The organism is Aggregicoccus sp. 17bor-14 (assembly GCF_009659535.1).
Lineage (GTDB): Bacteria > Myxococcota > Myxococcia > Myxococcales > Myxococcaceae > Aggregicoccus.
Map to the genome: position 1 here is coordinate 16,152 of NZ_VJZZ01000026.1, position 12,189 is coordinate 28,340.

Consider the following 12,189-nt stretch of genomic DNA (forward strand, 5'->3'; position numbering starts at 1 on the left):
CCCCCTAGCGCAGCAGCGCCGCCTCGGCGCCGAGCCGGGACACCGCGCGGTGCAGGATGCCCAGCTGGCGCGGCAGCCGCTCGAGCAGCGCCGCGTACGCGGGCTCCACCCGGTGCCCGCATCGCCCCTCGGGCACGGGCAGCCTCGGCAGCGGGGGCGGCGCCTGGCCGCGGCGCAGCGCCTCGGCGAGCGTCTCCAGCGCGCCGCCCGCCTCCTGCGCGAGCGGCTGCAGCGCGGCGGGCGCCTGGGGTGCGGCGTCCAGCGCGGTGACGGCGGAGGTGAGCCGGCGCGCGTAGGTGAGCAGCGCCATGCCCGGCTCCAGGCGCTTCGGGGAGCCGCGGTACTCGGCGAGCAGCCGCTGGAAGGAGGCCTCCGCGTCCTGCAGCGCGAGCCCGCAGCGCCGCCGCGCCGCGTGCAGCGCGGGGGAGGCGGGCGCGTGCGCCACCTCGCGCAGGTAGGCGCCGTGCGCGCGCAGGGCGCCGGCCGCCGCCTCCGGGAAACGGCGCCGCTCCGGGCTCGGCCAGAGGAACCAGGTGCCCGCGAGCGAGAGCGCGCCGGCGAGCAGCACCCCCACCACCCGCTGCTCGGCCAGCAGCCACTGGCCGTGGCCCAGGGTCGCGAGCAGCAGGTAGTCCGGGGTGAGCAGCACCTGGAAGGCGGCGAAGTTGAGCGGCAGCAGCGCCACCGACACGGTGGTGAGCAGCGCGATGACGGCGATGAGCGCCGTGGGCGAGTGCAGGTGCGTGGCGAGGAGGGCGGCGAGGCTCGCGCCCAGCACGATGCCGCCGAGCCGCTGCAGCGCGCGCTCCTCGGTGCTCGCCGCGTAGGGCTGCAGCACGCCCACCGCGGTGAGCGTGACCCAGTGCGCATCCCGCATCCCCAGCGCGCGCGAGAGCAGCAGCGTCGCGGTGGCCACGAGTCCCGTGCGCAGCGCGTGGCGCAGCACGAGTGACTCGGGGCGCAGGTTGTCGCGCAGCGGCTGCAGCAGCGCGCGGCGCCGGCGCTGGGGCACACCCACCGAGCGCCGCCCGCGCGCGGACACCGGGTCTCCGTGCAGCAGCCCCGCGGTCGTCTCGTGCGCGACCCCCGCGTACTCGCGCAGCCGCGCGAGCGCCTGCGTCACGTGCGGGGCGAGCGCCACCTCGGGCTCGCGGATGGGCGGCGCGCCGTAGCTCGCGGGCTGGGCGCGCCTGAGGGGGCGGGGCGCCTCGCGGGGCATGCCCTCGTTGCGCGCGCGCACCAGCGCGCTCGCCACCCAGCGCGCCATCGCCGCGTAGGCGTCCCCCAGTTGCTGCACGCGCGCGCGCCCCGCGGGCTGCGGCGGTGCGGCCTCCATCGCGCCGGCGAGCGCGAGCAGCGCCGCGAGCATGGGCTCGGCGAGCTCCAGCAGCACGAGGAGGTGGGCGCCGCGCCGCGACTCGCCCGCGCGCCCCAGCCGGGTGGCGGCGAGCGTGGCGCGCGCCGCCTCGAGCAGCGGCCGCAGGTGGCGGTGGCGCAGCTGGGCCTCCGCCCACGCCTCGGGGGCGGCCGCGTCCCGGGTGAGGCGGCCCAGGTCCTCGGCTGCCGCGGCGAGCGCGCGGTACACCGCGGCGACGGCCCGGCGCGCCGGCAGGTAGGGGCGCAGCGGCCAGAGCACCAGCGAGAGCGTCATCGCCCAGGTGCCGCCCAGCAGCAGCGCGAGCCCGCGCGTGGCGGCTGCCTCCAGGCCCGCGGCGGGACTGCCCAGCGACACCACGAAGATCACCGCCACCGCGCCGCCCACGCTGCCCGCCGTCTCGCCGTAGCTGCGCGCGAAGCCGGCGGCCGTCACCCCCAGGAGCAGTGCGGCCGCATCCAGCCACAGGGGCGTGCCCGCGGGCGCCGCGAGCGCTCCGGCCAGCGCACCCACCAGCGTGAGCGTGCCCTGGATCTCGGCGCGCGCGCGGTAGGAGCCGCCCTTGTCCGCGAGCGTGACGAGCAGCCCGCTGAGCGCCGCCCAGCTGGCGCCGGGCACGGCGAACACCTGCGCGAGCGCGAGCGGCAGCACCGTGGCGAGCGCCGCGCGCAGCCCCGCCCACAGCGCGGGCCGCCCCGGCTCCAGGCGCACGAGCGCGCGCAGGTGGCGCAGCAGGCGGTGGGAGGGGGTGCGGTGGAGCATCGGGACGATGTGCACACGTCGCCGCGCGCTCGCCACCCCGTGTCCGGGGGCGCAGCCGGGCAGGGGGGCGTCGGGGCGCCCGGTGGAGGACGCTGCTGCAACCGGGTTGCACCGGAGGCGACCGGCCGTGCGAGGCTGCGCCCATGCGCCGCCTCCTCTCCATCTCCCTCTCGCCGCTGCTGCTCGCCACCGCCTGTGCCACGGCGCACGCCCCGCCGTCTGCTCCCGAGGCAGCGCAGGCGACGGAGCCTGCCTCGCAGGCTGCATCGCAGACGGCGGGTGCTTCCGCCGCGTCCGTGGCTGGCTCGGCGGCGTCGGGAACCGCTGCACCGGCGGGTGGCGCTGCGCCCGCAGGCACCGCCGCGGCGCCCGAGCGCCCCTTCGGCACGCTGCGCGCGCAGGCGGAGCGCCAGCAGGCGTGGCTGCGCGAGCGGCTGGATTCGGCGCTGCCGAAGCTGATGCGCGAGCACGGCGTGGACATGTGGGTGGTGCCGATGCGCGAGTACAACGAGGACCCGGTGTTCCGCGCGCTCGCGGCGCCCACCACGCACGCGGCGCGCCGGCGCACCATCTACGTGTTCTTCGACCGCGGGGAGCAGGGCATCGAGCGGCTCGCGCTGGGCGGCGGCAGCCAGGGCGGCGTCTTCGAGGCGAAGCGCGCGCAGCGCCAGGTGGATGCGGGCGCGGCGAACCGCGCGGCGGAGCTGTGGGGCCCGGAGATGTGGAGCGTGCTGAAGCAGGTGGTGGAGGCGCGCAATCCGCGCGTCATCGCCATCGACGTGTCGCGCACCTTCGCGTTCGCGGACGGCCTGAGCCACGGCGAGTACCTGGGGATGAGCGAGGCGCTGGGCCCGAAGTGGGTGCAGCGCTTCCGGCCCGCGGAGGGGCTCGCGGTGGACCTGCTCGCGTGGCGGGTCCCGGACGAGGAGCGCTTCTTCGCGGAGGAGACGCGGCTCGCGTGGGACATCATCTCCACGGCCTTCAGCAACCAGGTCATCACGCCGGGCGTCACGCGCACGAAGGACGTGCAGTGGTACATGCGCCAGCGGCTCGCGGACCTGGGGCTCGACACCTGGTTCCACCCCAGCGTGGAGGTGCAGCGCAAGGGCGCGGACGCGGAGGCGCTGGGCGACGACCCGGTCATCCAGCGCGGCGACGTGCTGCACTGCGACTTCGGCATCACGGCGCTGGGGCTGAACACGGACACGCAGCACATGGGCTACGTGCTGCGCGAGGGCGAGACGGAGGTGCCCGCGGGGCTGCGGGCCGCGCTGCGCGCGAGCAACCGGCTGCAGGACATCGTGGTGGGGGAGCTGCGGCCCGGGCGCACGGGCAACGAGATCCTGAAGGCCTCGCTCGCGAAGATGCAGGCGGCGGGACTCGACGGCACGGTGTACAGCCACCCGGTGGGGCTGCACGGGCACGCGGCGGGGCCGATGATCGGCCTGTGGGATCACCAGGAGGGCGTGCCGGGCAACGGCGACCACCGCGTCATCCCGCGCCAGTGGTTCAGCATCGAGCTGCAGGCGACGAGCCCTGTGCCCGAGTGGGACGGGCAGCGGGTGAGCAGCGCGCAGGAGGAGGACGTCATCGTGGACGCGGTAGGCCGGGTGCGCTGGGCCTTCCAGCGCCAGGAGCAGTTCCACCTCGTGCGCTGAGTCCCCCCTCTCCCCCAAGGGGCGAAGCTGCGTGAAAGTCCCCTCTCCCCCTGGGAGAGGGACGGGGTGAGGGATTAGCGTGCGGTGCCTCCCCAACCTCTGGAACTCCCGACGCATGCGCCGCGCCCGCCGCTTCCTCACCGTCCTTGTCGTGTCCCTCGTGGTCCTGCTCGCGCTCGGCGCCGTGGTACTGCCGAGGCTTCCCTACCGCGAGAGCCCGCAGGACCAGCGCTTCTACTTCCCGGTGAAGCAGCTGGACCCCATCCCGGTGGCGCACGAGGACGTGTGGCTGCGCACGCCGGACGGCCTCAAGCTCGCGATGCTGCGCCTGCCTCCCGCCGGCGCTCCGAAGGCGACGCTGCTCTGCCTCCACGGCGCGGGCGGCAATGCGAGCCGCTACGTGAAGCTGGCGCGGCCGCTGGTGGACGCGGGCTACCAGGTGTTCATCCTCGACTGGCGCGGCTACGGCTCGAGCGAGGGGACGCCGGGGCACCGGCAGGTGCTGGAGGACTCGCAGCTGGCGCTGGACAGCGTGCTCGCGCGCGCAGACGTGAAGGGGCAGCCGGTGCTGCTGTGGGGGCTCTCGCTCGGCGGGCAGGTGGCGATCGAGCTGGCGCGCCGCAACGAGGGGCGGCTCGCGGGGCTGGTGACGGAAGGTGCGGTGAGCAGCTTCGCGGACGTGGCGGCGGACCACTCGCCCGCGTGGATGCGGCCAATGCTGGCCATGGTGGTGAAGGGGCCCTACGAGGCGAAGGAGGCGATCGCGCAGCTCGCCCACACGCCGAAGCTGCTCATCCAGAGCCACGACGACCGCGACGTGCGCTTCGCGCGCGGGCAGGAGCTGTACGCCCGTGCGCAGGAGCCCAAGAGCTTCTGGGAGATCGACGGCGAGCACCTGTACGGGACGCAGAGGCACGGCGCCGAGTACGTGCGCCGGCTCGACGCGCTGGTGGCCCAGGCGCGCGCGAGCCGCTAGCCCTCGCGCCTCACGCCACCTGCGCGAGCCCGCCGAGCACGAGCCGCTCCCCGTGCACCGGGATGCGCAGCACCCCCTCGAGCCCCTCCGCGCGGAACGCCGTGCGCAGCGCCTCGGCGCCCTCCTGATAGTGCGCCCAGCCCTCCATGTGCACGGGGACCACGGTGTGCGCGCCGAGCGTGCGCACCACCTGCAGGGCCTCCTTGGCATTCAGGGTGAGGCGCAGCGGGCCGGTGGCCTCGAAGTGCGCATCGCCCACGGAGAGCAGCGCGGTGCCCACGCGGAAGCGGCGGGCGAGCTCCTCGATGCCGGGAAAGAAGCGCGTGTCGCCGGAGACGTAGAGCGCGCCGTCCTGCTGGCCCTCCCACTCGAGCACGAAGCCGGTGACCTCGCCGAGGAAGGCCTCGGTGCCCTCGGGACCGTGGCGCGCGGGCACGCCGGTGACGCGCACGCGGGTGCCTCCCGCCTGCAGCTCCACGCTCTGCCACGGCGCGAGCCCCGTCGCGTTGCCGCCGAGCCTCCCGGCGCCCGACGGCGTGGTGAGCACGCGGCCTGCGCGCGGCAGCAGCGCGCGCCCCGCGGCGTCCAGGTTGTCCGCGTGCTCGTCGTGGCTGAGGAGCACGGCGTGCAGCGGCGGCAGGGCCTCGGGAGCGAGCGCGGGCCCGGCGAGCTTCTGCATCTGCACGGGGCCCTGCGCGTACGCGCTGCCCGCGGGGTCGAAGGTGGGGTCGGTGAGGAGGCGCAGCTCGCCCACCTCGAGGAGCGCGGTGGGACCGCCGATGAGGGTGAGGGCGAGGGAGGGGGTGTGCATGAGGCCTCGGGCCGCGGGGCCGGCAGCGCGGGTGCGCAGGAGTGCGCGCGGGCGTGTCGTGCGTGCGGTGCGAGGCAGAGGTAAGAGAGGCGTGCGCAGCCCACAAGAGCGCAACATTTCGTGACCCGGTCACAAAGAGTGGACCCTCTCTCCGAGAACCCGAGGTGCTGACGTGGTGAACGCCAAGCAGCTGCACTGCCCGCTCGAGGCCACGGTGGCGGTCATTGCCGGCAAGTGGAAGCCGCTCATCCTGCACCACCTCTTCTACGAGGGGACGCAGCGCTTCAACGAGCTGCTGCGCAAGACGGGCGCGCCGCGCCAAGCGCTCACGGTGCAGTTGCGCGAGCTGGAGCGCGACGGCATCCTCGCGCGCGAGGTGTTCGCCGAGGTGCCTCCGCGCGTGGAGTACTCGCTCACCGCGCTGGGGCGCTCGCTGGGCCCGGTGCTGCAGGGGATGCTCGCCTGGGGCGAGCGCTACCTGGCGCAGCGCCCCGCGGTGGGCGGCGAGCGCAAGGCGGCGGAGGGCTGAGCGCGCGCCTCGTCCCGCAGGGCAGGGGCGGTGCGCGCGCGGAGCGCCGGCGCTAGTTTCTTCCCATGCCCCACCAGACCTCTCCCCCCTGATCCTCGCGCTGGCGGCTGAGGGCCGCGCTGCTCGCGGTGGCCTTCACCGACGAGCTGGCCACCGGCGTGGTGCCCTCCGGAAGCCCGGAGCTGCTGCACGCCTTCGCGCTGACGCCCGCACGGGCGGCCGGCTGGACGCTCTTTGCCTTCGGCGTGCTGGGGGCGCTGCTCGAGCCGCCGCTGCTCGCGCTCGCGCACGGGCGGCGCGAGCGGGTGCTGCGCGTGGGTGGGCTCGCGCTGATGGCGGGAGCGACGCTGGCGGCCGCCCTCGCGCCCTCGTACGCGCTGCTGCTCGCGGCGCTCGCGCTCTACGGGCCGGCGAGCGGGGTGGGCACGAACCTCTCCGAGGCCGCCCTGGTGGCGCAGGCGCCGCAGCGCGCGGAGCAGGTACTCGCGCGCTGGGCGCTGCTGGGCGCGCTCGGAGACCTGGTCGCACCGGCGGCGCTCGCGGCGAGCGTGGCGCTGGGCTTCGGGTGGCGCGGCGCGCTGGTCGCGGTGGGGCTCCTTGCGGCGCTGCAGGCCGTGGAGGCAGCGCGGGCGCCGGCGGGCGAGGGGGTGGAGGAGGAGGGCGGGGCTTCGCTGCGCGAGGCGGTGCGCGTGGCGCTGCGCACCCCTGCGCTGCTCGGGTGGTCGCTCGCCGCGGTGCTGTGCGCGCTGATGGACGAGGTGATCGTCGCTTTCGGGGCGCTGTTCCTCGCGCAGCGCTTCGGTGGGGATGCCTCGCTGCGGGCCCTGGTGCTGAGCGCGGGCGTCGCGGGAGCGCTGCTCGGGGCGCTGGTGCTCGAGCGGGTGTCGGCGCACGTGCGGCCGCGGACTCTGCTCGGCGTAAGCGGCGTGGGGTGCGGGCTCGCGTACGGAGCGTGGCTGTGGGCGGACACGCTGCCGGGCAGTGCCGTGACGCTCGGTGCGGTGGGGCTGTTCGCGGCGATGCACCACCCGCTGCTGCGGGCGCGCGCGTTCGCGGTGCTCCCCGAGCGACCCAACGTGGTGCTCGCGGTGGGAGCGCTGGTGAGCGCGCTGGAGCTCGCGGTACCGCTCGCAGTGGGCGCAGTGGCGGACGGCGTGGGCGTCTTCGCCGCGATGCTCGTGCTCTTCCTGCAGCCGCTGGGCGTGGTGCTCGCTGCGCTCATGTCGAAGCAGGAGCGCAAGTCAGAGTGAGAGGAGAGGGCGAAGCTGTCCCCTCTCCCCCTGGGAGAAGGTCTCCACTGCGGACCTGTGCCAAGCTGAGCGCCATGGACGCGACCCCACACACTCGAGGCTGGCAGGCCCGCTGGGTGTGGGTCGGCGGGCTCGCGGCGCTCGCGCTGTCCTTCGCGCTCACCCCCTTCCTGAGCGGTGGTTGCGAAGTGAGCTTCCGCGAGGGGGAGAGCGGTGTTCTGCCCTTCAGCTTCCCGTGGAATCCCACGACGCATGAAGGGTGGGTCACCGCGCTGCGCATCGTCGCCGTAGCCGATGTCGTCGTACCCGTCATGGGTTGGCTCGGGGTGACGCTGCTGCTGGGCGCGCTCTGGTCTCGTGTCGTGCAGAGCCGGCGCATCTGCTGGGCCATCGCCCTCGTTCCGTCGGCGGGCGCGGTGCTGCACCTGATCAAGGCGGGCCTGTTCCACCTCTACGCCACGGGCCCGAACGGCCCCTCGGACCGGGTCTACGTCCTGGTGTGGCACTGGCTCCCGAGCGCCGGGGCGTTCCTGATCTCCAGCTCTCTGGTGCTCCTGCTGCTGGGCGCGCTCGTACTGCTCGCTCGGCGGCTCCGCACGCTGCGCCCACGAACCACGGCGTAGGCCGGCACGGGTACGCGGGCCTCAGCCCTCTTCCCTCTCCCTTTCCCTCTCCCAGAGGGAGAGGGAACAGTGAGGAAGAGAGCGCAACTGAGTTGCAATCACGCCGCCCGCTGCTCGTCCTGGATCGCGTAGAACGCTTTGCGCTGGCAGCCGCACTGGGTGCAGAACCACTTGAGGCTCAGCACCACCTGGTCGCCGAGGAACAGGGGCTCGGCCACCGAGGGCGGAGGCCCGCCGAGCGCGCCGCAGCCGCAGCGCAGCTTCGAGAGCGCCGCGGGCAGCGCCTGCACCGAGGCGATCGGCAGCGCGGTGGCGGCGCTGCTGCCCTTCACCTCCTCGAACTTCTGCGCGAACGCCTTGCGCCGGCGCCGCGAGCGCAGGCTGCGCCACAGGTTCACCGGCCCCACGTGCAGGATCCACAGGCCGCCCAGCGTGAACACGAGCACGCCGCCGAGCCACGCGTACGCCTCCCAGCCCAGGTCCTCCTCGGGCACCGCCGCCGCGCCTGCCGCGCCGGCGCCGCGCAGCGTGATGTTGAAGCCGAGGTTGTCGCGCACCTTGCGCACCGCATCCAGGTGCGCGGTGGTCTTCTCCGGGGGCACGGCGTCCGCGGTGCTGCGGTACTGGTAGTCGAGCAGCAGGTTGCTGCCCACCGCGCGCAGGTCGTAGTCCACGCGGAAGGCGGGGCCCTCCACGCTGTCCTTCTCGGCGCGCACGTCGAGCTTCTCGGGGGCCTCCAGGCGGATGGCCATCTTCACCGAGCGCGGGTAGCGCACGGCGAAGGGCATGGTGCGCTTGCTCGAGATCTTCGGTGTCGTGAGCTCCTGGCTGATGGCGTCCGCGTCGAAGTCGTGCTCGCGGGTGCGCCAGAAGTTCTCGATGCTGTAGCGTTCCACCATCGTGAGGACGTTCTTCGCCGGGTCGTCCTTCACCTCGAGCGGCTGGAGCGTGCGGATGTCCGGGTCGGTGCGCGCGTAGTAGTTGAGGAAGGTGCGGCTCATCTCCTCGAGGTCGCCGGTGGACAGGGCGTCGCGCTGGCGGTCCGCGTCCGGGCCGCTGTAGCGGGTGGTGACGGTGAGGGTGGCGGGCTTCGTGCGGTCGCGCGCGACGTAGTGCTCCTCCACCTCCACCGTGGGCGCTTTCACCACGGGGCGGGGAATCTCCTCGAGCGCGCGCGTGCCGGGGCGCACCACGAGCGCGCGGCGCAGGTGGGGCGGCTGCAGCTGCGCGAGCGCGCCGCGCTCGAAGGTGCGGGTCGCGTCCAGCCAGTACACGTGGCCGTCCAGCTCGGCGCGCACGATGGCGTGGTCGAAGGCCGCGTGGGTGGGCAGCAGGTCGTCCACCGCCTGGCGCGCGCGGGTGTTCACCAGCGCGGGGGCCGCCTCGATGCCGAGCCGCCGCAGCAGCGCGACGAGCAGCAGCGCCTTGTCCTTGCAGTCGCCGAAGCGGCGCGCGAGCACCTCGCCAGGCGGGTGCGGCTGGTGCGTGTTGGGGCCCAGCTCGAGGCCCACGTAGCGCACTTCGTCCTGGGCGAAGCGCAGCGCCGCGAGCAGGCGCGCCTCGGGAGTCGCGTTCGCCGCGCGCAGCCGCTCGGCCTCGGCGTCCAGCCCCGCCTCGTCGCCGGGCTTGGGGCTGAAGAGGGGCAGGGCCCACGTGGCCACCGCCTCCCAGTCCGCGTAGTCGCTCAGCTGCAGCTCGGTGAAGGGGGCGTACCAGCTGGGCAGCCCGTCATCCACCTGCAGCGCCTCCAGCTTGCGCTGCTCCCACACGTACTCGTCCTCGGCCCCGGTGCGCGTGACGCGAGGCTCCAGCTTCCCGCCGCCCTGCACCTGGCCGTGCACCTTGGTGAAGAGGGGGCGGGCGTGGGGCCAGAGCAGGCGGTAGCGCCAGTGGGCGACGGGCTCGCCGTAGCGCGCGTCTACGTAGCGGCTGAAGTGCCCGGCGAACACCGGGTTGTTGCCGCTCACGGTGAAGGCGTACTCCACGGTGTCGCCCACGCGGATGTCGCGCAGGAAGAGCAGCGCGCTGAGCGAGCCGTCGTACATCTGCGCCTCCAGCCCGCGCTCCGGCTGGATGACCTTCACCTCCGAGGGGTCGAAGATGCTGCGCCGCTCGCCCGCGCGCACCCGCCACACCCCGTGCAGCGTGAGGTGCTGGTAGCTGGGGTCGAACTCGAAGGAGAGCTGCGAGCCCTCCGCCACGCCGCCCTCGCTGGTGAAGCTGCGCGCGAAGTGCGCGTAGCTCTCCTGGGCTCCGTCCGCGCCCACCCGGGTCTGCAGGTCCACCAGGCTGAAGCGCAGGCCGGCGCTGCCCTTCTGGGGCGCGGCGCTGCCGGGGCTTGCGGCCGGGGCCTCGGGCAGGGGCAGGGGCTGCACCCAGGCGGGCGCGGGGGCCACGGCGAACTGGCGGGCCGGGGCGCGGGCGGCCTGTGCGGGGAGGGCGAGCGCGATCAGGACCAGGGCGGGAAGAGCGCGGAAAATCATGGGAAGACCGCGAAGATCCCCCTTCGGTGCGTGTGGGCGCAAGCAGGGGGGCGAACGCCTGGGGCGGGCGCCGGGTTGACAGGGCGCGCGCTCCCCGTTAGGTGCCGCCATGGCCTTCATCTACGACGAGCCCAGTCGGACGTTCGGCGAGTACCTCCTCATCCCGAACCTGACCACCAAGCAGTGCATCCCCAGCAACGTGGACCTCAGCGTGCCCCTGGTGCGCTACCGGGCCGAGCCCGGCAGCCGCCCGGATCCGCGCAAGAGCGCCCTGCGCCTCAACGTGCCCATCACCAGCGCGCTGATGCAGGCGGTGAGCGGGCCGGAGCTCGCCATCGCGCTCGCCCGCGTGGGCGGCCTCTCCTTCGTGCCCTGCTCGCAGAGCATCGAGTCCGAGGCCGCGATGGTGCGCCAGGTGAAGACGTACAAGGCCGGCTTCGTGGTGAGCGACTCCAATGTGCGCCCGGACGCGAGCCTCGCGGACGTGCTCGCGCTCACCGAGCGCACCGGGCACTCCACCGTTGCCGTCACCGAGGACGGCAGCCCCACGGGCCGCCTGCACGGCATCATCACCAGCCGTGACTACCGCCTGGGGCACACCCCCATGGACACCCGGGTGCGCGACCTGATGACCCCCTTCTCGAGCATCCACGGGGCGCGCGTGGGGGTGAGCCTGCAGGAGGCCAACGCGCTCATCTGGAAGCACAAGCTCAACTGCCTGCCCATCACGGATGACCGCCAGCACCTCGCGTACCTCGTGTTCCGCAAGGACCACGACTCGCACCAGGAGCACCGGCTGGAGATCGTGGACGCGGAGAAGCGCCTGCTGGTGGGCGCGGCCATCAACAGCCGCGACTTCGCCGAGCGCGTGCCCGCGCTCATCGACGCGGGCGCGGACGTGCTCTGCATCGACTCGTCGGACGGCTACAGCGAGTGGCAGCGGGACGTCATCCACTTCGTGAAGCAGAAGTACGGCGAGCGCGCGTACGTGGGCGCCGGCAACGTGGTGGACCGCGAGGGCTTCCTCTACCTGGTGGAGGCCGGCGCGGACTTCGTGAAGGTGGGCATCGGCGGCGGCTCCATCTGCATCACCCGCGAGCAGAAGGGCATCGGGCGCGGGCAGGCGAGCGCGGTCATCGAGGTGGCGCGCGCGCGCGACGAGTACTTCCAGAAGACGGGCATCTACGTGCCCATCTGCTCGGACGGTGGCATCAGCCAGGACCACCACATCACCCTGGCGCTCGCCATGGGCGCGGACTTCGTGATGATGGGCCGCTACTTCGCCCGCTTCGACGAGGCGCCCGGCCGCAAGGTGCGCATCAACAACCAGTTCATGAAGGAGTACTGGGGCGAGGGCAGCAACCGCGCCCGCAACTGGCAGCGCTACGACCACGGCCCGGACGCGAGCGGCGGCGCCGGCAAGAAGAAGAAGGGCCTGGAGTTCGAGGAGGGCGTGGACAGCTACGTGCCCTACGCGGGCAAGCTGGGCGACAACCTCGAGGTGACGCTCTCCAAGGTGCGCAGCACCATGTGCAACTGCGGGGCGATCAACCTGCCGGACTTCTACCGCGTCGCGCGCCTCACGCTCGCCAGCGCGGTGAGCATCCACGAGGGCGGCGCGCACGACGTGGTGGTGCGCGACATGCACAACACGCCGAGCGACACGTAGCCCGTGTCCTCCCTCTCCCCCTGGGAGAGGGTCGGGGTGAGGGAGCCGGACCC

General features: G+C 74.1%; 9 protein-coding genes. 6 read left to right on the forward strand and 3 right to left on the reverse strand.

Features of this window, described 5'->3' with window-relative positions:
* Positions 1 to 4: 4 nt before the first annotated feature.
* On the reverse strand, positions 5 to 2,137 hold the full coding sequence (locus FGE12_RS29645; protein WP_153870022.1) for an FUSC family protein: 2,133 nt from the start codon (positions 2,135 to 2,137) through the stop codon (positions 5 to 7).
* Positions 2,138 to 2,280: 143 nt separating this feature from the next.
* On the opposite strand from FGE12_RS29645, the gene FGE12_RS29650 reads away from it, so the two are divergent.
* The gene (locus tag FGE12_RS29650) at positions 2,281 to 3,795 is read left to right on the forward strand and encodes a M24 family metallopeptidase (RefSeq protein ID WP_153870023.1); all 1,515 of its coding nucleotides are present in this window, start codon (positions 2,281 to 2,283) and stop codon (positions 3,793 to 3,795) included.
* Positions 3,796 to 3,910: 115 nt separating this feature from the next.
* Entirely contained in the window at positions 3,911 to 4,771 is an 861-nt protein-coding gene (locus FGE12_RS29655) for an alpha/beta hydrolase (protein WP_153870024.1), read from the forward strand.
* 10 nt (positions 4,772 to 4,781) lie between these two features.
* Here FGE12_RS29655 and FGE12_RS29660 read toward each other — a convergent pair whose 3' ends face one another.
* A complete protein-coding gene (locus FGE12_RS29660) occupies positions 4,782 to 5,582 on the reverse strand; it encodes an MBL fold metallo-hydrolase (protein ID WP_153870025.1) in 801 nt (266 codons plus the stop codon).
* Between the two features lie 172 nt (positions 5,583 to 5,754).
* Between FGE12_RS29660 and FGE12_RS29665 the strand changes: the two genes are divergently transcribed.
* The 3 genes from FGE12_RS29665 to FGE12_RS29675 all read left to right on the forward strand — a co-directional run bounded on the left by FGE12_RS29665 (position 5,755) and on the right by FGE12_RS29675 (position 7,984).
* Positions 5,755 to 6,111 carry a helix-turn-helix domain-containing protein gene (locus tag FGE12_RS29665; protein ID WP_194798414.1) on the forward strand — a complete coding sequence of 119 codons (357 nt, stop codon included), beginning with the start codon at positions 5,755 to 5,757 and terminating at the stop codon, positions 6,109 to 6,111.
* Positions 6,112 to 6,239: 128 nt separating this feature from the next.
* Entirely contained in the window at positions 6,240 to 7,361 is a 1,122-nt protein-coding gene (locus FGE12_RS29670; RefSeq protein WP_194798415.1) for an MFS transporter, read from the forward strand.
* A gap of 74 nt (positions 7,362 to 7,435) precedes the next feature.
* The gene (locus tag FGE12_RS29675; protein WP_153870027.1) at positions 7,436 to 7,984 is read left to right on the forward strand and encodes a hypothetical protein; all 549 of its coding nucleotides are present in this window, start codon (positions 7,436 to 7,438) and stop codon (positions 7,982 to 7,984) included.
* Positions 7,985 to 8,082: 98 nt separating this feature from the next.
* Here FGE12_RS29675 and FGE12_RS29680 read toward each other — a convergent pair whose 3' ends face one another.
* The gene (locus FGE12_RS29680; RefSeq protein WP_153870028.1) at positions 8,083 to 10,467 is read right to left on the reverse strand and encodes a DUF3857 domain-containing protein; all 2,385 of its coding nucleotides are present in this window, start codon (positions 10,465 to 10,467) and stop codon (positions 8,083 to 8,085) included.
* A 109-nt stretch (positions 10,468 to 10,576) separates the two neighbouring features.
* On the opposite strand from FGE12_RS29680, the gene FGE12_RS29685 reads away from it, so the two are divergent.
* On the forward strand, positions 10,577 to 12,136 hold the full coding sequence (locus FGE12_RS29685) for an IMP dehydrogenase (RefSeq protein ID WP_153870029.1): 1,560 nt from the start codon (positions 10,577 to 10,579) through the stop codon (positions 12,134 to 12,136).
* Positions 12,137 to 12,189: the final 53 nt, after the last annotated feature.